Annotated in this window: 21 protein-coding genes; 13 read left to right on the top strand and 8 right to left on the bottom strand. The window is 66.9% G+C overall.

Annotated features, from left to right (window positions below):
- Positions 1–441 precede the first annotated feature (441 nt).
- From BG61_RS06400 to BG61_RS06350, 10 genes are all read left to right on the top strand, one after another.
- A complete protein-coding gene (locus tag BG61_RS06400; RefSeq protein ID WP_035930224.1) occupies positions 442–2,148 on the top strand; it encodes an FHA domain-containing protein in 1,707 nt (568 codons plus the stop codon).
- Positions 2,149–2,188: 40 nt separating this feature from the next.
- Positions 2,189–3,502, top strand: a complete 1,314-nt coding sequence (locus BG61_RS39160; protein WP_081867992.1) for a PP2C family protein-serine/threonine phosphatase — start codon at positions 2,189–2,191, stop codon at positions 3,500–3,502.
- A 217-nt stretch (positions 3,503–3,719) separates the two neighbouring features.
- Positions 3,720–4,475, top strand: coding sequence for an FHA domain-containing protein (locus BG61_RS39155; RefSeq protein WP_051672320.1), 756 nt, complete (start codon positions 3,720–3,722; stop codon positions 4,473–4,475).
- An 8-nt stretch (positions 4,476–4,483) separates the two neighbouring features.
- Positions 4,484–5,455 (top strand): serine/threonine-protein kinase, encoded by a 972-nt coding sequence (locus BG61_RS06380; RefSeq protein ID WP_051672319.1) that lies wholly within the window; start codon positions 4,484–4,486, stop codon positions 5,453–5,455.
- Between the two features lie 46 nt (positions 5,456–5,501).
- The gene (locus tag BG61_RS06375) at positions 5,502–6,119 is read left to right on the top strand and encodes a hypothetical protein (protein WP_035930230.1); all 618 of its coding nucleotides are present in this window, start codon (positions 5,502–5,504) and stop codon (positions 6,117–6,119) included.
- 34 nt (positions 6,120–6,153) lie between these two features.
- Positions 6,154–6,630 carry a hypothetical protein gene (locus tag BG61_RS06370; protein WP_035930232.1) on the top strand — a complete coding sequence of 159 codons (477 nt, stop codon included), beginning with the start codon at positions 6,154–6,156 and terminating at the stop codon, positions 6,628–6,630.
- A gap of 19 nt (positions 6,631–6,649) precedes the next feature.
- Positions 6,650–7,801, top strand: coding sequence for a S41 family peptidase (locus tag BG61_RS06365; protein ID WP_081867991.1), 1,152 nt, complete (start codon positions 6,650–6,652; stop codon positions 7,799–7,801).
- A gap of 2 nt (positions 7,802–7,803) precedes the next feature.
- A complete protein-coding gene (locus BG61_RS39150; protein ID WP_051672318.1) occupies positions 7,804–9,126 on the top strand; it encodes a serine/threonine-protein kinase in 1,323 nt (440 codons plus the stop codon).
- Positions 9,127–9,159: 33 nt separating this feature from the next.
- The gene (locus BG61_RS06355; protein ID WP_035930238.1) at positions 9,160–9,549 is read left to right on the top strand and encodes a DUF4280 domain-containing protein; all 390 of its coding nucleotides are present in this window, start codon (positions 9,160–9,162) and stop codon (positions 9,547–9,549) included.
- Between the two features lie 195 nt (positions 9,550–9,744).
- On the top strand, positions 9,745–10,434 hold the full coding sequence (locus BG61_RS06350; protein ID WP_035930241.1) for a class I SAM-dependent methyltransferase: 690 nt from the start codon (positions 9,745–9,747) through the stop codon (positions 10,432–10,434).
- 20 nt (positions 10,435–10,454) lie between these two features.
- Here the strand turns inward: BG61_RS06350 and BG61_RS06345 are convergent, their stop codons facing one another.
- The 3 genes from BG61_RS06345 to BG61_RS06335 are packed head-to-tail and all read right to left on the bottom strand — an operon-like array spanning position 10,455 to position 16,336.
- On the bottom strand, positions 10,455–11,954 hold the full coding sequence (locus tag BG61_RS06345) for an efflux transporter outer membrane subunit (protein ID WP_035930244.1): 1,500 nt from the start codon (positions 11,952–11,954) through the stop codon (positions 10,455–10,457).
- A complete protein-coding gene (locus BG61_RS06340; protein ID WP_035930247.1) occupies positions 11,951–13,126 on the bottom strand; it encodes an efflux RND transporter periplasmic adaptor subunit in 1,176 nt (391 codons plus the stop codon). Before BG61_RS06340 ends, BG61_RS06345 begins: the two co-directional genes overlap by 4 nt.
- Before the next feature lie 21 nt (positions 13,127–13,147).
- On the bottom strand, positions 13,148–16,336 hold the full coding sequence (locus BG61_RS06335) for an efflux RND transporter permease subunit (RefSeq protein ID WP_035930251.1): 3,189 nt from the start codon (positions 16,334–16,336) through the stop codon (positions 13,148–13,150).
- Positions 16,337–16,718: 382 nt separating this feature from the next.
- Here BG61_RS06335 and BG61_RS06330 point away from each other — a divergent pair, with 382 nt between their 5' ends.
- The gene (locus BG61_RS06330) at positions 16,719–17,057 is read left to right on the top strand and encodes a DUF4148 domain-containing protein (protein ID WP_035930252.1); all 339 of its coding nucleotides are present in this window, start codon (positions 16,719–16,721) and stop codon (positions 17,055–17,057) included.
- Between the two features lie 89 nt (positions 17,058–17,146).
- Here BG61_RS06330 and BG61_RS06325 read toward each other — a convergent pair whose 3' ends face one another.
- The 3 genes from BG61_RS06325 to BG61_RS41770 form a co-directional block, all read right to left on the bottom strand.
- Entirely contained in the window at positions 17,147–18,217 is a 1,071-nt protein-coding gene (locus BG61_RS06325) for a hypothetical protein (RefSeq protein WP_035930638.1), read from the bottom strand.
- A gap of 261 nt (positions 18,218–18,478) precedes the next feature.
- Positions 18,479–18,715: a hypothetical protein gene (locus BG61_RS43210; protein WP_051672317.1), complete on the bottom strand. Its 237-nt coding sequence runs from the start codon at positions 18,713–18,715 to the stop codon at positions 18,479–18,481.
- Between the two features lie 372 nt (positions 18,716–19,087).
- Positions 19,088–19,300 carry a hypothetical protein gene (locus tag BG61_RS41770; RefSeq protein WP_129572116.1) on the bottom strand — a complete coding sequence of 71 codons (213 nt, stop codon included), beginning with the start codon at positions 19,298–19,300 and terminating at the stop codon, positions 19,088–19,090.
- Positions 19,301–19,348: 48 nt separating this feature from the next.
- On the opposite strand from BG61_RS41770, the gene BG61_RS06315 reads away from it, so the two are divergent.
- The gene (locus BG61_RS06315) at positions 19,349–20,929 is read left to right on the top strand and encodes a hypothetical protein (RefSeq protein WP_232256089.1); all 1,581 of its coding nucleotides are present in this window, start codon (positions 19,349–19,351) and stop codon (positions 20,927–20,929) included.
- 15 nt (positions 20,930–20,944) lie between these two features.
- Here the strand turns inward: BG61_RS06315 and BG61_RS06310 are convergent, their stop codons facing one another.
- Complete coding sequence (locus BG61_RS06310) at positions 20,945–21,319, bottom strand: hypothetical protein (RefSeq protein ID WP_035930257.1); 375 nt, start codon at positions 21,317–21,319, stop codon at positions 20,945–20,947.
- A 163-nt stretch (positions 21,320–21,482) separates the two neighbouring features.
- On the opposite strand from BG61_RS06310, the gene BG61_RS06305 reads away from it, so the two are divergent.
- On the top strand, positions 21,483–22,241 hold the full coding sequence (locus BG61_RS06305; protein ID WP_035930260.1) for an SDR family NAD(P)-dependent oxidoreductase: 759 nt from the start codon (positions 21,483–21,485) through the stop codon (positions 22,239–22,241).
- A 67-nt stretch (positions 22,242–22,308) separates the two neighbouring features.
- Here BG61_RS06305 and BG61_RS06300 read toward each other — a convergent pair whose 3' ends face one another.
- Positions 22,309–23,232, bottom strand: a complete 924-nt coding sequence (locus BG61_RS06300; protein WP_129572117.1) for a hypothetical protein — start codon at positions 23,230–23,232, stop codon at positions 22,309–22,311.
- Positions 23,233–23,389 lie beyond the last annotated feature (157 nt).

The raw sequence follows: 23,389 nt of genomic DNA, 5'->3' as shown, positions 1-23,389 counted from the left end.
CGATTGTGAACGAGCGATGCAACGTGAGCGGCGATTGATATCGCCCGAGTGAATGCAGAGAGCAGTTTCTGTCCTGCCGACCGTCACAACCGCCTGTGTTCCAGACGATTAGAGGGATAGAGCACGCCGATTCGGATGTCAAGGATGACTACACGGTGTGGCCGAAGTCGCCGGAACAATGTCTCCAACACGCTCACGATTTGGGCTTTAATGAAAGTCAAGCGAGCAGAATGAAATGATGCTCGACGATAAAACGCCTTGAAATCAGGCGCTATCTTGACAAAGTCCGGGCGGTCTTCTACACATGAATTCGTTAGTTACGCACAATTTTCCTGACGCGCCGCCGGGACCTCGGCGCGGCAGGGCGCCCGCTGCCGGCATCCGCCCGCGCGGGCGCGACAACGGATTGAACGACGCATCGCACGGCGCGCACGAGCGCGTGTGCGTGAGCGCGAGAAGCGGCGCGAGAAGCAGCAGAAGCAGCAACGCGAGGAGCGGGCCGCGTCCCTCGAAATCCGCATCATGGTCGCGCGCGGAGGGACTGTGAGCACGCCTCGAATTCGCACCGCATGGCTCGTCGGCCTTCTGCTCGCGAGCTGCGCCATGTTCGTCTCGTCGTTCGCGGCGGAGCTCCAGGCCGTCGCCGTCGAAGAACCGAAGCCGGGATCGGTCATCGTTACCGTGCGCTCTCCCGACGAAGCGCCGCCCCCCGCTGCCTTCCACCTGCGCCTCGCGAGCAACGGCGGGCAGACGCGCGTCGCGGCCGCCGCCGTGAGCCCCGCCACCGTCTCTCCCGAGCTCGCCACGCTCGTGCTCATCTGCATCGACCGCAGCGGCTCGATGCAGCATGCGGTCGAACCGATCAAGGCCGCGCTCGCCGACGTGCTCGCCACGCCGCGCCCGGACCTGCGCATCGGCATCATGTCGTTCGGCTCGGACATCACGCCGCTCTCGCCCTTTTCCGCCGACCCCGCGGCGTCGCTGCGCGTGATCGACGGCATTCGCGCCGAAGGCGGACGCGACGGCAAGACGAAGCTCTTCGACGCGATTGCGATCGCGATGTCGCGCCTCGCGAACGATCCGGCGCGCGGCCCGAAGCGCCTGATCGTGATCTCCGACGGCCGTGACGAAGGCAGCCGCATGCCGCGCGAAACGCTCGTCGCGATCGCGCAAAAGCGAGCGGCCCCGCTCGATGCGATCGCGTTCGGCCCGCTTGCACCAAAATGGTCGGGCGTGCTCGCGTCGCTTTCGACCACGACGGGCGGCCGGTTCCTGCTCGTCGACAGCGCGCCGAAGCTGGCCGATGCCCTAAGGGACGGGCTCGGCACGAAGCAGCCGGCTGCGTACAGCGTGAAGTTCGACTACGACACTGTCGGCGGTACCGCCGCCGCGGCGCCCGCATCCGCCGTGCTCGAATACGCATCGCCCGGGCACGCGGTGACGCTGATTCCCATCGACACCGCGCTCGCGGCACCCGCGGCGAAGCTGCCCGTCGCAGCGAGCGCGCCGGCGCAGGTCGCGCCACCCGCTTCGAGCCCTGCGCCCGAGCCGCCGCACGCGAAGCCGTGGATCGATGCATCGTTCACGCTCTTCAACGTCAACATCGACATGAAGGGGCTTCTCACCGGACTCGTCGCGCTCCTTGTGGCGCTGTTCGCGCTCAGGGTGTACCGCAGGCGGCACGAACCGCCACCGCCGGAAAAGACGCCGGCGGTCGTGCCCGTCGCGCAGGAGCGCCCGCCCGCGCGCGGCGGCACGCGCGTCGGTGCGGTCTTTGCACCGCCCGCGCCGGGGCGGCCCACCGCCTGGCTCGTGAGCGGCGGCCCGCGCAAGCGCACGACGCGCTTTCCGATCGAGAAGCCGCTGATCCGCATCGGCGCGGACGAGCAGAACGATCTGATCGTGACGGACGACGAGTTTGTCTCGCGCAAGCACGCGAGCATTCGCTACGAGGAAGGCACGCTGTACCTGAGCGATCTCGGATCGAGCAACGGCACCTTTCGCAACGACACGCGGCTCGCGCAGGCATCGGTGACGCTCGCGCCCGGCGACGTGGTCCGCTTCGGGCGAACGGCCTACGAGGTTCACGGCGCCGGCGAGCCACACGTCCCGGCACATTCCGGAGAGGGCGAACGCAGGGTGCCGTAGCGCGGCAGCGAACGCGACGTGCACGCGGCAGCGGCGACGTATGGCGACATCCAATTCAGACATGTGGTCGGTGGGGCAACGTTCGGAAACGGGCTACGTGCGCAGCGAGAACCAGGACCGCATGAGCTGGATCCGCGCGCCCGCCTGCGACGTGTTCGTCGTGTCCGACGGCATGGGCGGTCACGCGGGCGGCGCGCTCGCCGCGCAGCTGACGGTGCAGACGCTGCAGGAGCGGCTGTCCGGCATGACCTCGGTCGAGGACGCGGGCGCCACGCTCGAACGCGCGTTTCAGGCGGCGAACGAAGCCGTGTACGAGCGCGGCCAGACGGGCAGCGCCGCGACCGCGCGCATGGGCGCCACCGCCGTCGCGCTGCTCGCGGCGGGGCCGCGCATCATGCTCGCGCACGTGGGCGACAGCCGCGCGTACCGGCTCACGCGCGGCGGCGTGCTCGAGCGGCTGACGAAGGATCACAGCCTCGTGCAGCGCATGGTCGATGCGGGCATGCTCACCGAGGCGCAGGCGGCGGACCATCCGGATTCGAGCGTGCTCGAGCGCGCGATGGGCCAGGCGCCGCGCGTCGAGGTCGAGGTGAGCGCGTGGCGGCCCATGCGCGCGGGCGAAGTCTGCATGCTGTGCTCGGACGGCCTGTGCGGATATGTCGGCGATGACGAGATCGCCGCCGTGATGCGCGGCGGGCAGCAGCCGCAGGACATGGCGGATCAACTGGTGAGGCTCGCGCTCGAGCGCGGCGGAGAAGACAACGTGACAGTGCAGGTGCTTCAGTGCAACAGCGGCGGCTCGCTTTTGCGGCGATGGCTGAGCCGAAGCGCGCTCGCGCGCTTCGGGATCGGCGTGCCGGTCGTCATTGCGGCGCTGTGGCTCGGGTGGTCGGGCGTGCTGTCGAATCGGTCCTCGCAGGGCAATCGCGCAGATGGTGCGCCGGCGTCAGCGTCGCTAGGATCAGTACCAGCCGCGGTGCCGTCCGCGCCCGCGCCTGCCGCTGCCACCGCGGGCGCGCTGCCCTCCCCGATCGAGGCGCGTGTCGCCGCGCTCGAACGCGACGCCCGCAACGATGCCGCCGAACACCGTGCACGCGATGCGAGCCTCGCGCAGCAGATCGAATCGCTGACCGCGCGGATCGATCAGCTCGACAGGAAAGCCAGCGCCCCGAGCGCGGCGAGCACGCCCGCGACGAGCCGCGCGCGCAAGCCGGCAAAGAGCGCGAAAAAGCCCGAGCAGCAGGCGTCCACGGTGGCGGCATCGGCTTCAACGCCAGCGTCGACGTCACCGGCCCCCGCCGCTGCCGAATCGCAACGCACCCCTCCCTCCGAACCCGTCGAGGCCGCACCATGAAAGCCGTTCCGTCATTCCCCGCGAGGCGCCCATCGATGCTTGGCGCCGTGTTCTCGTGTGCATCGGGCATCGTCTGCGCGGCCGTTCGCGCAACCGTCATGAAGCGGTCGCGACGCCGCGTCGCGCGCTTCGACTTTCACGCCGCGAGACCGATGCCCTTCCAGACGCGCGCCGTGCGTGCGTATGCGCATGCGCGGCTCACCGGAGGCCGCACGCCATGAGCGACAAGTCGATCTGGTCCTACATCAGCGGACTCATCTCGGGCGGGCGCCCCGCCACCCGCACGAGCCGCTCGGAGACGGTGTGCCCCAAAGGGCATCCGATGGACCCGAGCTGGACGAGCTGTCCGCGATGCGACGCCGAAAGCCGGGCGCAGGAAAAGAGTTCGGCGGATGCCGCGTCGATGACATTCAGGGAAAACGTCGATAGGAGTTCGGCCATGTCGCGCAATGCCACCATCACCCCGGGCAGCATGCCCAATCCCGATCCCGCCGCCACGCGGCTCGACGCAGGCGACGAATACGCCCCCGCGCGGCCCCGCGCGGCAAGCGCGCGCCGCAAGATCACGGGCGTGCTCGTCACGTTCAGCTGGGAACGCCAGGGCGACCTGTTCATCCTCTACGAAGGGCGCAACGTGATCGGCAAGGGCGACGTCGAAAGCGAAGGCGGCCGGCCGTGCGACGTGCTGCTGCTGACCGACGGCACCATGTCGGACGAGCACGCGGTGATCCTCTGCCGCGCGGGCCGCTATGAACTGTTCGACCGGCAGAGCACGAACGGCACGTTCGCAGACGGCGAGTTCGTCGAGAGCACCGGCGTCGAGCTCAAGGACGGCGCGAAGATCAAGACGGGCGAGACCGTGTGGCTCTTTCGCAAGATCGAATCCGACGCGGCCGGCGCGGCAGCGGGGCCGTCGCATCGCGACGAGCCGCGCGAGCGCCCGTCCCCGGGCGAGCAGTCGAGGGTTCTGTAGCCCAGAGCATGACCTTTCGACCGGGACAACATGTCGGTCCGTACGTGATCGAGGGCCTGCTCGGCTCGGGCGGGATGGCGAGCGTCTGGCGCGCATGGGATGAAAAGCGCAGCCAGCAGGTCGCGATCAAGATCATGGCGGATCCGCTCTCCGACGAGGAGCAGCTCGCCGGACGTTTCATGGATGAAGTGAAGCGCCACAAGCGCCTCTCTCATCCGAACATCGTTGCACTGCGCGAGGTGTTCAGCGTCGCGGGGCAGCCATGCATGGTGATGGATCTCGCGCGCGGCGGCTCGCTTGCCGCCCTGCTCGACGCGTGTCCCGAGCGCCGCCTGCCGTTCGAGCGCGCGCTGCCGATCATGAGCGGCGTGCTCGCCGCGCTCGATCACGCGCACCGGCAAGGCATGGTGCACCGGGACGTCAAGCCGTCGAACGTGCTGCTCGACGGGACGCGTACGCATGCGCTGCTCTCGGACTTCGGCATCGCGCTCGCGGCCGGCGAGAAGCGCCGCACGCGCGCGGGGCTGCCCGTCGGCACGAGCGCCTACATGAGCCCGGAGCAGATCCGCGCGAGCCGCGAGATCGACTACCGGTCCGATGTGTACAGCGCGGGCTGCGTGCTCTACGAAATGCTGACCGGCAGGCCGCCCTTCGTGGCCGAAGGTCCGCAGAGCGTCGACGACAACGCCGCGCGTGCCGCCGTGCTCGCCATGCATCTGCGCGACACGCCGCTCGCGCCTCGCCGCCGCGCGCCGTCCGTGCCGGCGCATGTGAGCGCGCTCATCCTGCGCGCGCTCGAAAAGGACGCAGGCAGGCGCATTCCGGGCTGCGCCGAGTTCGCGCGATTGCTCGCGGCGCCACCCGAGCGTTTCGCGCGCGGCACGTGGCGAAGGCCCGCGCGTGTCGGTGCGATCGCTGCGATCGCGGCGATCGTGGCGGTGGCCGTGATCGGCGCGATGGTCGTGGCGAGCGGTGCCTAGGCGCCGCCCGTCGCAGGATGCGTTTCTCTTTGCTGGGAGCCAGGCGATGTACAGGCCGTTCATGATTACGCTCTTCGCCGTCTTCACGGCAGCCTGCGAGACCACGCAGCAGACGGCATCGCTCGAATGCGGCGCGGCGGGTCTCGGCGTGGCGTTTCTTCTCTGCAAGGCAGCGGGCGGCAGCAATGCGACCTGCGCGGCGGTAGGCGGCGTCGCGGCAGTCGGCGGCGGGGTGCTGTGCTACAGCCTCTCGGACAAGCTGGACAAGCGCCGCAAGGAGCTAGCGGGCCACGAGAACGATCTCGATGCGCGGCTGCGCTACGTCAAGGGCATCAACGCGGATACGGCGAAGTACAACGAGGACCTCAAAAAACAGGTCGCGGCGCTGAGTCAGCACACGGACACGCTCGTGCAGCAGATCCAGCAGAAGACCGCCGACGAAAAGAAGCTCGCTGACCAGCGCAAGGCGCTCGATGCCGCGATCAAGAACGCGAGCGACTCCGTTGCCGCGCAGCGCAACGCGCTCAACTTCATGCGCAGCTATCAGGCCGAGCAGGCGGGCAAGTCGCAGGAGCTCGCCGCCGAGGTGCAGCGTCAGCAGATGCTGCTCGCCGAGACGCAGCGCGAGACCTCGGCGCTCGCAGCGCAAAGGCAGCGCATCTAGCGCGTGCGCGCATTTTTCACGGGAAGGTGCCGCGATGCAAAGCCAGCTCGTATCGAACGGATTCACAAAGGCACGCCTGGTGTCGATCGCCGCGGCAATCGCATGCGCGTGCAGCGGCTGCACAGTCGTCAACCAGTACCGGGACGTTCAGGACACCAGCGCCCGCGTAAAGGACAAGGAGGGAGAACTCGCGCAGGAGGAGCAGAAGCAGGCGGCGCTGCAGGCCGAGATGAAGCAGTTGAGTGCCGACCTGAACGACAGGAAGATGACGGGCGAGCAACTCGATGCGCGGCTCGCCGCGCTGCAAAAACAGAACCAGCGCGCAGCCAGCGAAAACGCCGCGCAGCGCGCGAAGCAACGCGAGCTGAACGCGCAGCTCACGCAATACCGCGCCGAGCTGGCCGCGTTGAAGCAGAACACCACGATGAACCCGGACGAACAGCGCGCGAAGATCGAGCAGTTGAAAGCCGAGATCAGGAAGCGGCTCGCGCTGCTGGCCCAGGCCGCATGACGGCGCGCGGCCGGGCGCCATGAACAGGGCCATGATGTTCGCGACGCTCGCCGCGGTGGCCGCCGCGGTGCTGCTCGCCGCATCGGGTCCCGCCGATCATGCGGGCGTGCGCGTCGCGCAGACGATCGGCGGCGATGCGGCGTTGCGTCTTTATGCCGATGCGCTCTCCGCAATCACGCAGCGCGCCGTCTTCGCGAGCGGTGACCGGGAACAGGTGGTCGGGCGCACGCTCGCGGCCTATCTCGCGGCAAGCGACCCCTACTCCGGCTTCATGAACCGCGACGAATACGCGCGATACCGCGCGCTGCAAAAAGGTCCGCACGGCGGCATAGGCATGGAACTGGAGCGGCGCCGCGATGGCGCGACGCTCTGTTATCCGTACCACGGGGGCCCGGCCGACGCGGCCGGCATCAAGGCGGGCGAGCGGCTCATGTCGATCGACGGCACGAGCGTCGCGGGCAAGCCCCTGCCCGTTCTCGCGTCGCTCGCCACCGGGCGCGAAGGCACGGCGGTGCGCATCGAAGTGGCGAGTGCGAATGGCGGCACGCGAAGCGTGAACGTGACCCGGGCCCGCGTGGACCCGGCCGCCGTGTCGATCGGCGCCGCCGGTGCGCTGCGCGTCTTGCGCATCGAAACCTTTACGCAGACCACGCGCAGTGAAGTCGAATTCGCGCTGAGGCGCTGGGACCGCAACAGTCCGGTCGTGATCGACCTGCGCGGCTGCGGCGGCGGCGATTTCTATGCAGCCGTGGACACGTCGATGCTCTTTCTCGCGAAGGGCGCGCCGATCGTGAGCGTGAGCGGCCGCGAAGGCACGCGGCTCTACTCGAGCACGCTCGAACAGGACCCGCCCGTGCAGCCGGTCTTCATATGGCAGGACGAGGCGAGCGCGAGCGCCGCGGAGGTCTTCATCGGCGCGCTCACCGGCAACGCCCGCGCGGTCTCGGTCGGCACGCACAGCGCGGGCAAGGGAAGCCGCCAGGACATCGTCGAACTCGCGGACGGCTCGGCGCTCATCCTGACGACCGGCTATCTCTCGACACCCCGGGGCGCAGCCTTCGACGGCCGCGGGCTTGCGCCGATGCGGCCGCTCGCGGCGAGCGCCGACACCGCCGCCTATGTGCGCGCAAGCAGCCCGGCGAAGCAGATGCAGAGCAACGACGCGGAGTAGCGATGCCAAACGACGACCACCTGATCGGCCAGACCATCCGCTCTAATCTCTTCATCAAGGCGAAGCTCGGTGAAGGCGGCATGGGCCGCGTGTATCTCGCGGAGAATGTCGCGATACGCGAAAAGAAGTACGCGGTGAAGGTGCTCAAGCGCGAGCTCACACACGACCCGAGCTTCAGGCAGCGCTTCTACGACGAAGCGCGGCATCAGGCGCAGCTCGACCACCCGAACATCGTGCAGATGCTCGATTACTTCCACGTCGGCGACGACTATTTCCTGATCCTCGAATACGTGGACGGACCGTCGCTCAGCGATCTCATCGACAGCAAGGGCGGCCAGGGCCTGCCGGAAAAGCAGGCGCTCCCGATCATGACCGGTATGCTCGCCGGGCTCAACTGCGCGCACGAAAAGGCGATCCTGCACCGCGACGTCAAGTCGTCGAACGTGCTCGTCGACAAGAGCGGGCGCGCCCGCCTGACCGATTTCGGCATCGCCCTGCAAGCGGACGGCCTGTCGCGCACGGCCGAGGGACGCATCATCGGCACGCCCGAGTACATGAGCCCCGAGCAGCTTGAGGACAGCGGCTCGATCGATCACCGCTCCGACGTGTATTCCGCAGGCGTCGTGCTCTTCGAGATGCTCGCGGGCAGGCTGCCGTTTCAGGGCGACTCGTTTCAGGCCGTGCAGGCCCAGCAACTCACGAGCCCCGTGCCCGATCCCCGCGCGTTCAATCCGAAGGTGGGCAAGCGCGTCGCCGAGATGGTCCGGCGCGCGTTGCAGAAAAGTCCCGTCGACCGCTACCAGGGCTGCCTGCAATTCCAGAAGGCGATCGAGCACTATCAGCGGCGCGGCGCATGGAAATACTGGCTCGTGTCGGCATGCGTGCTGATCGCGGCGGGCGTGTACGTCGGCAAGTCGATGATCCTCGACGTGCCGCTCATCCGCGACGCCGTGCGCACCGCATCGCACGACTACAATATCTTCTGCCGCGAGCAGCAATCGCTCGTGCAGCACGCGAACGGCAAGCGCATCGCGGACCTCGCGGGGTTCTCCGAAGAATCGGAGCTTTTTTCGAAACGCATCGAGGCGAACCGCGCGAACATGGACAACAGTGTCAAGGAATACGGCGGCGTCATCTCGCACCTGTCGAAGTTCAACCACTGGACGCTCGATCGCGTGCTGAACGAGCCGGACCCCGAGCCGAACACCGCGCAGGTGCGTCCGCTCGTCGCCGCCGACTACAACCGGTTCGCCACGACGCGCGCGCTGCCCACGCGGCAGTCGATGCTCGGCCAGTGCAGCTCGCTCGGCTGGAAGACGGAATAGGACGCGGCACACACCCGTAAAAGGAGCTTTCCGATGGCCCAGCAAGTGACGACAGGCGCCATGCTTCGATGCAGCTTCGGCGTCGCTCCGGCGACCCTCGCCGTGCTGCCCGTGAACCGCGTGACGGCCGAAGGACCGCCCGCGGCCACCATCCAGGATCACGCGCCGCTCGTGAACATCGGCTCGTTCGGCATGTGCATGTCGATCGCCAATCCGGCGGTGGCCGCCGCCACGACCGCCGCGCTCGGCGTGCTCGCGCCGATGCCCTGCGTCCCGGCGACGGTTTCGCCGTGGGTCCCCGGCGCGCCTACCGTGCTGATCGGCAACCTGCCCGCGCTCGACAACCTCTCGCAATGCATGTGCATGTGGGGCGGCGTGATCAACGTGGTGAACCCCGCGACCGTGCGCACCAACGTGCCCTGAGGCGCGGCGCTTCGTGCGTTGGCGGATGCTGGCAGGAGATAGTCCGCCGGAGACTACCAGTGCACGTTGCACGGCGCGGCCCGCCCCGGCACACTCGCCGGGACGCATTTGCTTTTGTCCTCATTGTTTGCATAGTTCGAATTGTTCGCAGCGCGAAGCCACGGTTTTGACGTCGTCAACAAGTGAGAGGCATCCATGCGCGAGATCTCGTACGACCGGCAGACGGTCAATTCGGCCAATCCCCTCGCGCGCTATGCGCACCGTTCGCGCATGACGATGGCCGTCTCGCTCGTCACGCGCCTGTGTGACGAGCGCGCGACGGTGGTCGATTTCGGCGCCGGCCCCGGTTTCTTCCTTCACACGCTCGGACAGGCGCGCCCCGATCTCGCGCTGATCGGCCACGACCCGTACGTGACGCCCGCCTTCGCCGAGGTGAGCTATGCGGCGTCGCTCGGCGAGCTCGCGCGCGGCAGCGTCGATGCACTGACGGCGTTCGAGGTCTGCGAGCATCTCTACCCCGAAGAACTCGACGCCCTGCTCGCCGACGCCGCGCGCATCATCAAGCCCGGCGGTGCGCTCGTCATATCGGTGCCGATCATGTACGGCCTCGCGATCGGCCCCAAGGTGTCGAACTGGATGATTCGCGGGCGCACGCTGAAGTCGGAATACTCGCCCGCCGAGATGCTGAAGTCGATGGTCGGCATACGCGTGCCGCGGCCCGCGAACCTGCGCGTGACCCACAAGGGCTTCGACTTCAGGGAGCTGCGCACGATCGTGGGGCAGCGCTTCGCGATCGACGCCGTGCATCACAGCCCGATGCCGCATGTGCCGTGGTGGATGAGCTCGCAATACTTCATGATCTGCCGGCCGCTCGCGCTCGCCTGAGGGGCCGCCGCACCGCCCGGTCAGTCTCGCTGCGACAGCTCGGCGTCGCCCGGCAGCTGCGCTGCGCTCCAGCCGCCGCCCAGCGCTTTCACGAGCGCGACGCTCGCGGCCATGCGGCGGCGCTCGATGCCCACGGCGGTGCGCTGATCCGACAGCACGATGGCCTGCGTGACCACCACGCTCAGATACGTGATCGCGCCGTTCTCGTAGCGGTTGTTGATCTTGCTCAGCGCGCGCTGGGCCGCATCGACGGCATCGCGCTGGGCATCGAGCTCGCGGCGCAGCACCCTGAGCGCGTTCAGGTTGTCCTCCACCTGCCCGAACGCCGTCAGCACGGTCTGCCGGTAATTCGCGACGCTCTCGTCGTAGGCTGCGCGCGCGGCCTCCCGTGCCGCCGCGCGCCCTCCGAAGTCGAGCGCGGTGAAAGCGAGCTGCGGCCCGAGCGACCAGAAGCGGCTCGGCGCCATCAGCCACGAACCGAAGTTGGTCGCCTCCAGCCCGCCCGTGGCGGCGAGCAGCAAATTCGGAAAGAACGCGGCCGTCGCCACGCCGACCTGCGCGTTCGCCTCCGCCATGCGGCGCTCGGCCGCCGCGATGTCAGGCCGCCGTTCGAGCAGCGACGACGGGATGCCGAGCGGCAGCGCTTCGAGCGCGGCGCCGGGGTTGGGCACGTTCGCCTCGTTCAGGGGCGGCACGTCGAGCGTGAACGTGGAAGGCGGCTGGCCGGTCAGGATCGCGATCGCGTTGATCAGGCTTTGCTTCGTGGTCTCCAGTTCGATCAGCTGCGCCTGCGTCGCCTTCAGTTGCTCTTCGGCCTGAGCCACGTCCGACTCGGCCGCGATGCCGCCCGCAAAGCGGTCGCGCGTGAGCGCGAGCGCCTTCTCGTAGGTCTGTAGCGTCTCCTGCAGCAGCTGCTCCTCCTCCACAATGCCGCGTAGTTCGAAGTAGCTGGTCGCGAGCTCGGCCTGCATCGAGAGAATCGCGCTCTGCAAGTCGGCGGCGCTCGCCTGCGCTTCCGCGCGGCCGCCCTCGACGGCCCGCGATATCCGTCCCCACAGGTCGGGCTCCCACGAAACCTGCGCGTCGACGAGATAATCGGATACCGTCTTGCCCGCGCGCGAGCTGTACAGCACGTTGGACGACACCCGCGACTGGTTGAACGCGGCATTCATGGTGACGCTCGGAAAGTACGCGGAGCGCGCCTGCGCGACGGCGGCCCGCGCGCCGCGAAAACGCGCGGCCGCCGCGGCGACCGTCTGGTTCGCGGCAATCACCTGCTGTTCGAGCGCGTTCAGCTGCGCGTCGCCGTAGACCTCCCACCACGGCGCGCGCGGCTCTGTGTCAGCGGGCTGCGCGGGCTTCCAGTCCTTGCCGGAGGCCTGGACGGCCGGGTCGGCGAACTTGTACGCCTCGGGAACGCTCACGGCGGGCCGCACATAATCAGGACCGACAGCGCAACCGGCAAGCATCAGGGCCGCCGACGAAATCACAACGCAAGCGAGCGTGCGCGCCGGCTTCATGACGCCTTGCCGCCCTGCGCGGACTTCGCGATGCGCACTTCAGTGCCGTCGATGATCGAATCGGGCGGGTTCAGGATCACGCGCTCGTCGCCCGTCAGGCCCGACACGATCGACACGCGCGTGCCGTAGTCGGTGCCGAGCACGATCGGCAGGAGCTTCACGCGGCCATTCGCGTCGACGGTCGCCGCGCGCACGCCTTCGGGACGAAAGAGGAGCGCATTGCCCGGCAGCATCAGCCCGGGATTCTCGCTCGTCAGCTTGAAGCGGACCTGCGCGTAGGCGCCCGCGAGCAGTTCGCCAACGGGATTCTTCACGTCGACTTCAACGCGCATCGTGCGCGCCACGGGGTCCACCGCGCCCGCGGTGCGCACCGTCACGCCTTCGAACTTGCGATCGCCCTGCTCGGTCAGCACGAGCTCGGCCGGCAAGCCGACATGCACGAGCCGCGCATACGACTGCGGCACGTCGACGAACACGCGCAGCGTCGTCGCATCCTGGATATGGAACAGCTCGCGCCCCGCCGCGCCGCTGCCCGCATCGATCAACTGGCCGACATCCGTATTGCGCGCGGTGACGACGCCGTCGAACGGCGCATAGATCTTCTGGAACGACACGAGCTGCTCGAGGCGCGACACGTTCGCCTGCGCCGCGTTGAGCGCCGCCTGCTTCGCGAGCATGTCGCCGTTCTTTTCATCGGTCTCCTGGCGCGAGACGGAATTGTTCTTCTGCATCTGCACCCAGCGCTCGGAGGTCGTCTTCGCGAGCAGATAGTTCGCGCGCGCGGTCTGCTCGTCGGCGCGGGCCTGGCGCAACTGGTCGTTGATTTCGGGCGCGTCGATCTCCGCGAGCAGTTGCCCCTTCTTCACCTTCTCGCCGATATCCACCGTCCAGCGCCGCAGGTAGCCGCTCGTGCGCGCGAAGATCGGCGCATCGGAAAACGCGCGGATGTCGCCCGCGAGCACGAGGTCCTGCGTCCCCTTCATGCGGATCGGCGCAATCACTTCGACGGTCTGCACGCTGTAGCGCTCGACGTCCCGTTCGAGTTCGCCATGCGCCGCGCGTCGCGATAGGATGCCCTGCGCGATCAGCGCGAGCACGACCGCCGCCGCGAGCAGCACCCATATCATGGTGCGTCGCGATTGAATCGGTCGGTGCGGTACCTGCTCTTCCATGACGGCTCCGGATAATGCGGCTCAGTGCTCTTGCGGCGTGGCGGCGCCGCGCGCGCCGCGTCCGCGCGCTTCGAGCCGCCTGTAGATCATCGAAAACACGACGGGCACGAAAAACAGCGTGGCGACGGTGCCGACCATCAGCCCGCCGATCACCGCGCGCCCGAGCGGCGCGTTCTGCTCGCCGCCCTCCCCCAGGCCGATCGCCATCGGCACCATGCCGATCATCATCGCGAGCGCGGTCATCAGCACCGGGCGAAAGCGCGTGTAGCCCGCCTCCAGTGCCGAGCGCACCGCGTCGCCGTGCTCGGCGAGCGCGGCGCGCGCGAAGCTCACGATCAGAATGCTGTTCGCCGTGGCGATGCCGATGCACATGATCGCGCCGGTGAGCGCGGGGATCGACAGCGTGGTGTGCGTGAGGAACAGCATCCAGACGATGCCCGCGAGCGCCCCCGGCAGCGCGGTGATGATGATGAACGGATCGAGCCACGACTGGAAGTTCACGACGATCAGCAGATACACCAGCACGACCGCGAGGATCAGCCCGAACGCGAGGCCCTTGAACGATGCGTTCATCGTCTCCACCTGGCCGCGTATTTCGATGCTCGATCCCTTGGGCAGTTCGCCGCGCAACTCGTCGATGATGCGCTCGACGTCGTCGGACACCGCGCCGAGATCGCGCCGCTCGGTGGTGGCGTACAAGTTGATGCTGGTCTGCGCGTTGTAGTGGTAGATCACCGCTTCGCGCGAGCCGCGCGAGAGCGTCGCGAGCGAGCCGAGCAGGTTCGTCCTGCCGTTCGCGGACGTGAGCGGAATGTTCGCCACCGACTGCAGCGAGTTCATGTCGTACTGCGGCGCCGACGTGATGACGTTGTAGCTCACGCCGTTGGCCGGATTGAGCCAGAACGTGGGGGTCGTCTGCTGGCTGCCGGAGAGCGTGATGAGCAGGTTGCTCGCGACGTCGCGCTGCGTGAAGCCCGCCTGCAGCGCCTTCGTGCGGTCGACCTCGACGTTGATCGCGGGCAGGTCGGCGGGCTGCTGGATGCGTGCATCGACGAGACCCGGCACGCGCCGGATCTTTTCGAGCAGCCGGTTCGCCACCGCGCGGTTGCCCTTCACGTCGCGCCCGACGATCTCGATGTCGATCGGCGCGGGCACGCCGAAGTTCAGGATCTGGCTCACGATGTCGGCGGGCAGGAACGAGAACGACACGCCCGGAAACTCCTCGGGCAGGCGCTTGCGCAGCTCGCGGATATAGTCGGCCGTCGGCCGGTGGCCGTCGTTCAGGCTGATCAGGATGTCGGCGTCGGCGGAACTGATCGTGCCCGTGTTGTTGTACGAGAGATTGATGCCCGACACCGGCAGCCCCATGTTGTCGATGATCGAACGGACCTCGCTCTTCGGGATCAATTGACGGATGCGCTGGTCGACGCGGTCGGTGAGCGCGGCCGTCTCCTCGATGCGCGTGCCCGTGCGCGTGCGCAGATGCAGCGCGATCTCGCCCGAATCGACCGACGGAAAGAAGTCGCGGCCGAGAAACGGCGCGAGCCCGAGCGAGAGCACGCAGCACAGGAGGAAGATCAGCGCGAAGCGCCCGGGATGCGCGAGCTGCCGTTCGAGAAAGCCGCGATAGTGCCACCGCACCGACTCGAAGTGCCGCTCGAAGCCGAGGTGAAGGCGCACGAACGGGTTGCGCGAGCCGCGCATCGACGCCACGTCGCCGCCCATGTGCTCGTGGTGGCGCAACAGGTATTTCGCGAGCGTGGGCACGAGCGTGCGCGAGAAGAAGTACGACGCAAGCATCGCGAACACCACGGCTTCGGCCATCGGCACGAAGAGATAGTGCGCGACGCCTGTCAGCAGGAACATCGGTATGAACACGATGCAGATGGACAGCGTCGAGACGAGCGTCGGCACCGCGATCTGCTGGGCGCCGTCGAGAATCGCCTGCTCCAGTTCCTTGCCCTGCTCGAGGTTCTGGCTGATGTTCTCGATGGCGACCGTCGCGTCGTCGACGAGAATGCCCACCGCGAGCGCGAGCCCGCCGAGCGTCATGATGTTGATGGTCTCGCCGATCGCGGAAAGCATCACGATGGAAGCGAGCATCGAGAGCGGGATCGACACGGCGATGATGAGCGTCGCGCGCCAGCTGCCGAGAAAGAGCAGCACCATCAGCGCGGTCAGGCCCGCGGCGATCACCGCTTCGTGCAGCACACCCGACACGGACGCGCGCACGAACAGCGACTGGTCCGAAACGGGCTCGATCTTCAGCGACTCCGGCACGAGCCCGCGCAACGTGGGCATCAGTTTCTTCACGCGCGCGACGATGTCGAGTGTCGATGCATTGCCGCTCTTGTTGATCGTGAGGAGCGACGCACGCGTGCCGTCCACGCGCACGATGTTGGTCTGCGGCTGGAAGCCGTCGCGCACGTGGGCGACGTCGCGGATATAGATCGTGCCGTTCGGGCCGGTGCGGATGGGGATGTCGTTGAGCCCTTCGATCGTGTTCGGGCTCGCGTTGAGCCCGACCGAATATTCGGTGGGCCCGATCTTGGTCGTGCCGGTCGGCAGGATCAGGTTCTGCGCGCTGATCGCGTTGACGACGTCGGTTGGCGCGAGGTTCTTGGCCTGGAGCTTGCGCGAGTCGATATCGACCATGATCTGGCGCTGCTTGCCGCCATAGGGCAGCGGCACCGAGGCGCCCTGCACGGTGGCGAGCTGCGTCTTGAGGAAGCTGTTGCCGAAGTCGTAGAGCTGCTGCTCCGTGAGTTCAGACGACGACAGCGCGAGCCGCAGGATCGGCACGGTCGACGCGTTGAAGCGCAGGATGTTGGGCGGCTGGATGCCGGGCGGAAGCGAGCGAAGCTGCGATTGCGAGAGCGCGGTGATTTCGGCGATCGCCTCGTCGACGTTCGCGTTCGGCTGGAAGTAGATGCGCACCACCGCGATGCCGGGCAGCGATTCGGATTCGATGTGCTCGATGTCGTTGACCGCCACCGACAGCCCGCGCTCGTAGTTGAGCGTGATGCGCCGCTCCATCTGGTCGGGCGGGAGCCCCGTGTAGGACCAGATCACGCTTACGACCGGAATGTCGATGTTCGGGAAGATGTCGGTCGGCGTGCGCACGATCACGAGCGGACCGATGATCAGCAGCAACAGGGACAAAACGATAAACGTGTACGGGCGCCTGAGCGCGAGTCTGACGATCCACATCGAAGTTCGGCTGCCCGTTTAGTCCGTTTAATCCGTTTAATCCGTTTGGTTCGTTTAGTCCGCTTGGTCCGTTTTGTCCGTGCGTGATGACCTGAAATCGAAAGCATCGCTACGATGACACAACTGAAGCTTACAAAACAATTTGCGCAAACGGTTGCGCCCGTTTTGCCTGAAGATATTGTGCACGCAAGCAAAATCAGCCGTGTGACAGTGTCAAAAAGGACACACGCGCACCAAATCGTGGGAAGACCGCCCAAGCCTTCCCCGCTTACGATTATCTCAATCCTGACAAAGATCATTCACTCGATTGATGGATGATCCCCGTTCATTACGTATCTACACTCCAATCCATCGAAGCACACAACCATTGGAGGTAGTCGTCATGAAAGCCCTGATTTCCGCAGTCGCCGCCGCAGCCATCCTGAGCATCCCCGCCCTGTCGTTTGCGCAGCAATCGGACGCGCAGCCCACGCGCGCTCAGGTGCGCGCCGAGCTTGCCCAACTGGAAAAGGCCGGCTACAACCCGAACGCGAACGACACGGCGTACCCCGCGAACATCCAGGCCGCACAGGCGAAAGTCGCTCAAGGGAACGTCACCGCGCAGGCGCAGGCAGTCTCCTATGGCCCGTCCACGGGCGGCTCGTCCGCATCGGGCCGCACGGGCGCGGCCGTACGCACGGGCACGCCGGCGGCTGCGCAAGCGGTGTATTTCGGGCAGTAATCGGGTAACGCACCCGTCAGTCATCCCGCGCTGGCCGCACGGCCGGTGCTCCGAACGGCCGGCTCGCCCTGATGGCGTGCCGGCCGCGATCAGTTTGCGGGAATCGTCACGATCGGCGCCTTCGAGCTCTGCGTGACTTCGGCCAGCGCCATCAGGTTCTGCACGACCGTGAACGCATACTTCGAGTCGAAGTCGCTGCGCTCGATCCAGTACTCCGACTGGCCGTAGTGGATGTTCACGTAGGCGTCGGCAGGCGCCTTCTCCCCCGTCTCGACGATGATCGTCGGGCGCGTCTCGCCGCCGATGAGGCCGATGGTCGGCTTCGTCGAGCCGCTGCCGATCTGCGCGGCCGGCACGTTCACCTGCGCGCCGAGGTCCGTGAGGATCCCGAGCACCGAGCGCGTGACCATCGCGATGCGGTCGCCGTGCTGCGCGGACTGCCCGTACACGATCTCGTACGTCTTCGTCTTCGGCGAGAGCTTGAGCAGCTTGCGCACGCGCATGAGGTTCTCCGTGGTTTCCTTCGACGTGCCGCTCGTCGTCGCGCCGATCGTGAGGTAGACGCGGCTCGCGTGCTCCTCGTCGCGCGACTCGATGTTGAGCTCTCCCGCCAGCTGAAGGCGCCTGAGCACGCGCAGCAGCTCGAAGAATTCGGGCGCGCCCGCGTTGTTCGGGCCGCCGAGCGCGGTGCCGTTCTGCAGGCCGCCGATCGACTGCGCGGTGATGCGCAAGAGCAGGTCGATCGGCATGCCGCTTTCCGCGAGCGGCAGCACGAGCGTGGGCGCAAGCGGGCGGATGTAGGCGCTCGCATAGGCTTCGCCCGTCGTCGGCGTGAACGTGAAGGTGGGATGGTTCGAATAGGACACCGTGCCTGTCGCCAGTGCGTAATTCGGCTGGCTGCCCGAGCCGGCGTTGAGCGTCGAGCCGGCGGTCGCATCGAACGTATAGGCCGCGATGATCTGGCTCACCGTCAGGAACGCGGGCGAATCCGCGAAGCGCAGGCCGACGATCGCGGCAAGAATTTCACGTTTCTTGGCGTCGCCGAGCGCCCGCGCGTAGTCAACCTGATCCGCCTTGAGGCGGTTCGGCCCGAGCGTGCCGCATCCCGCGGCAAGGCAACTGAGGCCGAGCACCGCTATCGAAATGGCTTTTCTTGTCATGTGTCTGATGAGCTTGATGAATGACCGGAGGCGCGCGTAGCCGATCGCGCCCGGGGCGGCCGTTGCAAATTTCATACCTGTCGGTAGCCGTGCGGGAGAGGTAGCGAGGCGAAGCCGGGGTTCAGCGTTGCCGCGAGGGGTATGACGACTAGAAGAACAAGGACGACGAGGCGCAGTGAGCCAGTCGGCGGGCCAGCGCCGACATCGAAGCGCGGACGCCAAGCGTCGCGCGCTTGCGGTCTTCCCAGTCAGACGCCGGGATCAGGAAGCGGCGCCCGGCGACGGTGCATGCGCGCGCGGGGGCGCCGAAGCCTCCTCGGCGCGCGTAGGAGAATCCTTCGCGGCATGCCCGGCGATGCTCTGGCTCGCGGCTGCATGCTGCGCCACCAGCGCATCGAGCAGGTCCTGCGCGAAGCGCGGACCGTCGTCGCGCGCGAAAGCAGGCGCGGCAGACAAGGCAGTTGCGGCAAGCGACAGCGCAATCAGATGCTTCTTCATGGTTCGCTCCAGAAGGTCCGGCGCATCGGGCTGGAATCCCAACCGGCTTGCCCGTGCGCACGAGCCTTATTTGACCCCTTTGCCGATGCCTCGTTCCACGCCAAAGTCCCGGCACAATACGCATCTGTCCGACAAAGCGGGAAGCGCATTTCCGGAACATTTTTTTGCCGCGCCCCTTCGAATATTCGTCGAGTCGAAAAGGAATACCACGCCGTATTTCTTAGATTGATTTATTGATCCGCTTATTCCAACTCCCTTCCCGCCTGAAAACCCGGCTTATTCGATCATTCGATCGATTTAATCCGCCATTCTCACGGTGCCTGGCGGCCGCGCGCATTCTTCTGTGCGATCGCGCTCACACGAACTCGAAAATCAGCCCATAAAATCAGGCGTCAAACGTTTGCGGGCCGCTGAATCGACCGGGAGCTGCATCTCGCGCACGCAGCATCCAGCATGCAGGGCAATCCTGCCGATTCGATACGTCATGCCTTCCGTTTCCAATTCGATGCAAGCAATCGCTTGCCTGTCGAAGGGCGCTCCATTACCGCGAATTGACAAATGCGTCAGCGGATTTTCATTCGTCACGCGTTTCCGTAGTCGATTTTGAATTGGCATTTGATGCAGGAGACCGGCATGAGCATTTCAACGTCACATGGCGTCGTCGCCGACAATCCGGGGCACCCCGACGGCCATCCCGGTCCCCGCGTGGCAAAAGACGTGGCGAGATGCGAAGCGCTCCTGTCGCGTGCGGCTGAAACCGGCACGGCAATCGAACAGACCGACGTCGATTCGGTTCGTGACGCGCGCTCGGCACTCGATCGCAAGAAGTGGGGCCGCGCCATCGACGGTGCGTTCTACCCGGCCATGAGCCGGATTGCCGCCGCGGTGCAGTATCCCGCGCGCAAGACCGCCGAGGACATCGGGCATTGCAGCGACATGGTCTCGTACGCGGCTCAGAACGGCAAAACCCTCGAGGCAGGCGACGTCGAAGCGCTGTCGAAAGCGCGCGACGCGCAGCAGAACCACAGCTGGAACCCGGAGATCGAGGGCGCGTTCTACGCCGCGATGAGCCGGATTTCGCATACAGTCGCGCCGGTCGTCGCTGAAACGGCAGGCGACGATGCGCGCCAGGGCGCGCGCCGTGCGATCAGGATCTACACGCGCTCGGCGATTGCCCTGACGATTCTGGTCGTGTCGCTGTCGTGCCTGCTCTTCGTCGTCAATCAGATTTCCGCTGACATCTCCGTCGTCGTGAAGAACAACGACGCCGCCGCGCTCTCGCTGCACAACCAGTTGCAGGCGCACGCGGTGGAAATCACCGAAGCCAAGGGGAAAGGCAGCGCGGCGGTCGTCGCCTTGCAGAACTCGCAGCCGGCGCTCCAGATCAAGAAGGAGCTTCAGCAATTCGCGACGAACAACCGGCAGCTCTTCGCGGACGTCATGCGGATCAACGCGCTCACGCGCAGCGTGGGGCTCGAGGAGGTCCGCAGCCCGTACAAGCCGCCGTGCCCGAAGAAGGCGCCGACGGGTTTTCCGATCACCTATGCGAACGCGCAGCCCGTTACGCCAAGCGATGACTGGCAATGCAATCCGGCGGTCGCGCGGGAACTGCTCGAAGTCACGCTGCCGCTGCTCGCGAATCCCCGTCCCGCAGCCAACGACACGCGCCCGCCCGCCCCGCCCGAGAACGCCGTCGAGCAGGGTTTCCAGAAGATCGCCGTGTACCAGGACATCCGCGCGATGGCGATCTATGTGAACGACATCATCCTGTCGTTCGTCGGCGCGGTGACCGGGTTCCTGCTGCCCGTGCTCTACGCGTGGCTCGGCGCGTGCGCGGCGATCCTGCGGCAACTGAGCGCCGATTCCTCGGCGAACGTCTTTCATCCGGAGCATTCGAAGGTGGCGAATCGGGCGCACGTGACGAGCGCGGTCATCGTCGGCATCTCGATCGGGCTCTTCAGCGAGCTGTTGCAGGGCGGCAAGGAGGTGTCGCCGCTCGCTATCGCGTTTGTCGCGGGATACGCGTCGGACAAGTTCTTCATTTTCGTCGACCGGCTCGTCGGAGCAATCTTTCCCGGGCGAGCGACGGAGAGGCCGGATGCAGGCAAATCCGGCGCGTCAGGCGCAAGCCATGCGCCGCCGCCGCGCCCGCTTCCACCGAACACCGCGAGCGCCGATGCGACGGGCGCGGCAGCGTCGAAGGGCGCGGCGTGAGCGTGCGGGGCGGCGTCAGGGGCAATGCGGCGGCCCGCCATCGGTCATGCCGCGCGGCCGTTCGTCGTCCAGCGTGAATTCGACGTTCGGAAAGTCCTGCAGGCGCCCGCTCACTTCGGCCTCGCGCCCGCTCGTAAACAAACCGTCGAGGTAATCGGACGAGAGCTTCGGTATCAGCGCCTTCAGCGCCAGTTCGGGGCTCTTTTTCGGCTCGGCGGTGATCGCGTCGACATCCAGCCGCGCGCAGTACTGGCCGCCCTTCGAGTCCATCGCGCCGATATCGATCACCTTGCCGTCGACATTCTGCGCCAGCACGCGCTGCTCGACCGCGAAGAGCCTGAACGGGCGCTCCGGTCGCGCGGGCGTGTCCGATGTTTCGCTCCGTGCCATCTCGCTTCTCCCGACCGGCCGCCGCTTCATTGCGACGGGCCTTCCCCGCGGAACCAGCAAGCACTGCGCCCGGTGCGCCAGGCGGTCGTTTTGTCCTTTGATCATCGGCCGCACCGTCCTACAGTTCGCTTCATGCAGCCCACTGCACGACAGGAGAAGCGAAATGAACGGGAAAATTGCAGTGATTACCGGCGCGAGCCGCGGGCTCGGACGGAACATGGCGCTGAAACTGGGTGCACGGGGCGTCGGCATCATCGCGACGTACAACCGCAGCGCGGCCGGCGCCGATTCGCTCGTGTCCGACATTGCCGCGGCGGGCGGCAAGGCGGCGGCGCTGAAGCTCGACGTCGCGAAAAGCGAGACGTTTGCCGCGTTCGCCGACGACGTCGGCAAGACGCTGCACAACCAGTTCGGCCGCGAAAACTTCGATTTTCTGGTCAACAACGCCGGCATCGGCATTTATGCAACCTTCGCCGACACGACGCCCGCACAGTTCGACGAACTCGTGAACATCCAGCTCAAGGGGCCGTTTTTTCTCACGCAGGCGTTGCTGCCGCTCATCAGCGAGGAAGGCCGAATCGTGAATATCTCGACGGGCGTCACCCGGTTCACGCTGCCCGGCTTCTCGGCCTACGCGGCGATGAAGGGCGGCATCGAGGTGCTGACGCGCTATCTGGCAAAGGAACTCGGGCCGCACGGCATCGTGGTGAACACGCTGGCGCCGGGCGCGATCGAGACGGATTTCGGCGGCGGCGTCGTGCGCGACGATCACGACACGAACCAGTTCCTCGCGTCGAATACGGCGCTCGGGCGCGTGGGCATGCCGGACGACATCGGCGACGCCATCGCCGCCCTGCTCTCGGATGACAACCGGTGGATCACCGGTCAGCGCATCGAGGTGTCGGGCGGGATGTTTCTCTGAGCGAATATCGAGCGGAGGCCCGATTCACGGCGTCGCGGCGGTTCGCCTTTCGCGACGCACCGCTTTTTCACCACGCGCTGCCCGTACGGGCCGACGCGGCGTCGTGCGCCATGCCCCCCGCTTCGCTACTCCAGTCGTCGGCGCCCGGGCTACGGACGACGGCGGCAAGCGTCGCGCTCCGCCCCGTCGCCGGGCTCGTGTGCAGAGCGTGGTGATCGGCGCCGCGCGGGAGTGCGGCCGTGCCGCTGTCCGGCGCGAACCAGTCGCTGCTCCACGGGTCCGCGATCAGCGGATGGCTTCGAACCATCATGGTCTGCGCGGCGTCACCGGGGCTCGCCGGCGAAGACCAGTCGTGCACGTACGGGCCGGTCTCGCTCGCCGCCTGCCGAATCGGCGCGCCGTTCATGGCGGACATCGCGCTCCCGGTTTCATGCGCGTGCGATGCCGCCGGGCGTGCCGTAGTGACGTGCCCATATCTCGCCGAATGGAGCTTTTGCGATTCGACCGCCGCGGGATCGCGGGGCCGGATCCGCGCGGCGCTCACGTTGAAGCCGGGTGGATTGACGCGCGCAACACGATCGGCCTGCGCCTGAACGACAGGCGCCGCAGCGTTTGTGGCCGCATCGTCCGGCATGCCGTGCGTGATGCGGTCGACGGCGACCCAGTCTGTCAATGTGCCGGGCGGCGCTTCGCCGCCCCAGGCTGCATCGGCCACCGGCGCGGGGCTTTCGGCGAGTGCCGGGACGCTCCACTGAAACGCGGGAGCGTCGGCCCATGCGGGCGCGGCGCCCATCAGCATCGTGATTGCGACGACAGCGCGACGTACCGGCGTGGCTGAAAAAGTCGGTGCGTGTCGTGGACAGGGGGCGACCACGCGAGGCCCGCTGCCCGCCTTCTCAGGCAGCTTCGCGTCTGCTCCCGGCAGTTCTCCCGGCATTTCTCGCTTACGGCACGACGCGTGCCGGTGACGGCGCTTGTTCATGTTGTTCATGTCGCTCGTTGGTCAGTCTCGCAACATATCCGAAGTGTCACGGCACCAATGTCAACAATGGTTGCGGCGGTTCCATCCACAGCCAGAACCGCGCACCTCCTTCTCCGCCCTCTACCACGTCCCCGTTAAACGGTCGCGTCGGTACAACAAAAATGCG

It is taken from the genome of Caballeronia glathei, assembly GCF_000698595.1.
Classification (GTDB): Bacteria; Pseudomonadota; Gammaproteobacteria; order Burkholderiales; family Burkholderiaceae; genus Caballeronia; species Caballeronia glathei.
Note: the sequence above shows the minus strand (reverse complement) of the source record. Positions and strands in the feature narration are given on the sequence as shown.

Bases quoted from the DNA above. Each gene is read 5' to 3' on its own strand.
- BG61_RS39160 (WP_081867992.1), top strand. From the start codon at position 2,189: ATGGCGACATCCAATTCAGACATGTGGTCGGTGGGGCAACGTTCGGAA.
- BG61_RS39155 (WP_051672320.1), top strand. From the start codon at position 3,720: ATGAGCGACAAGTCGATCTGGTCCTACATCAGCGGACTCATCTCGGGC.
- BG61_RS06380 (WP_051672319.1), top strand. From the start codon at position 4,484: ATGACCTTTCGACCGGGACAACATGTCGGTCCGTACGTGATCGAGGGC.
- BG61_RS06375 (WP_035930230.1), top strand. From the start codon at position 5,502: ATGTACAGGCCGTTCATGATTACGCTCTTCGCCGTCTTCACGGCAGCC.
- BG61_RS06370 (WP_035930232.1), top strand. From the start codon at position 6,154: ATGCAAAGCCAGCTCGTATCGAACGGATTCACAAAGGCACGCCTGGTG.
- BG61_RS06365 (WP_081867991.1), top strand. From the start codon at position 6,650: ATGAACAGGGCCATGATGTTCGCGACGCTCGCCGCGGTGGCCGCCGCG.
- BG61_RS39150 (WP_051672318.1), top strand. From the start codon at position 7,804: ATGCCAAACGACGACCACCTGATCGGCCAGACCATCCGCTCTAATCTC.
- BG61_RS06355 (WP_035930238.1), top strand. From the start codon at position 9,160: ATGGCCCAGCAAGTGACGACAGGCGCCATGCTTCGATGCAGCTTCGGC.
- BG61_RS06350 (WP_035930241.1), top strand. From the start codon at position 9,745: ATGCGCGAGATCTCGTACGACCGGCAGACGGTCAATTCGGCCAATCCC.
- BG61_RS06345 (WP_035930244.1), bottom strand. From the start codon at position 11,954: ATGAAGCCGGCGCGCACGCTCGCTTGCGTTGTGATTTCGTCGGCGGCC.
- BG61_RS06340 (WP_035930247.1), bottom strand. From the start codon at position 13,126: ATGGAAGAGCAGGTACCGCACCGACCGATTCAATCGCGACGCACCATG.
- BG61_RS06335 (WP_035930251.1), bottom strand. From the start codon at position 16,336: ATGTGGATCGTCAGACTCGCGCTCAGGCGCCCGTACACGTTTATCGTT.
- BG61_RS06330 (WP_035930252.1), top strand. From the start codon at position 16,719: ATGAAAGCCCTGATTTCCGCAGTCGCCGCCGCAGCCATCCTGAGCATC.
- BG61_RS06325 (WP_035930638.1), bottom strand. From the start codon at position 18,217: ATGACAAGAAAAGCCATTTCGATAGCGGTGCTCGGCCTCAGTTGCCTT.
- BG61_RS43210 (WP_051672317.1), bottom strand. From the start codon at position 18,715: ATGAAGAAGCATCTGATTGCGCTGTCGCTTGCCGCAACTGCCTTGTCT.
- BG61_RS06315 (WP_232256089.1), top strand. From the start codon at position 19,349: ATGAGCATTTCAACGTCACATGGCGTCGTCGCCGACAATCCGGGGCAC.
- BG61_RS06310 (WP_035930257.1), bottom strand. From the start codon at position 21,319: ATGGCACGGAGCGAAACATCGGACACGCCCGCGCGACCGGAGCGCCCG.
- BG61_RS06305 (WP_035930260.1), top strand. From the start codon at position 21,483: ATGAACGGGAAAATTGCAGTGATTACCGGCGCGAGCCGCGGGCTCGGA.
- BG61_RS06300 (WP_129572117.1), bottom strand. From the start codon at position 23,232: ATGAACAACATGAACAAGCGCCGTCACCGGCACGCGTCGTGCCGTAAG.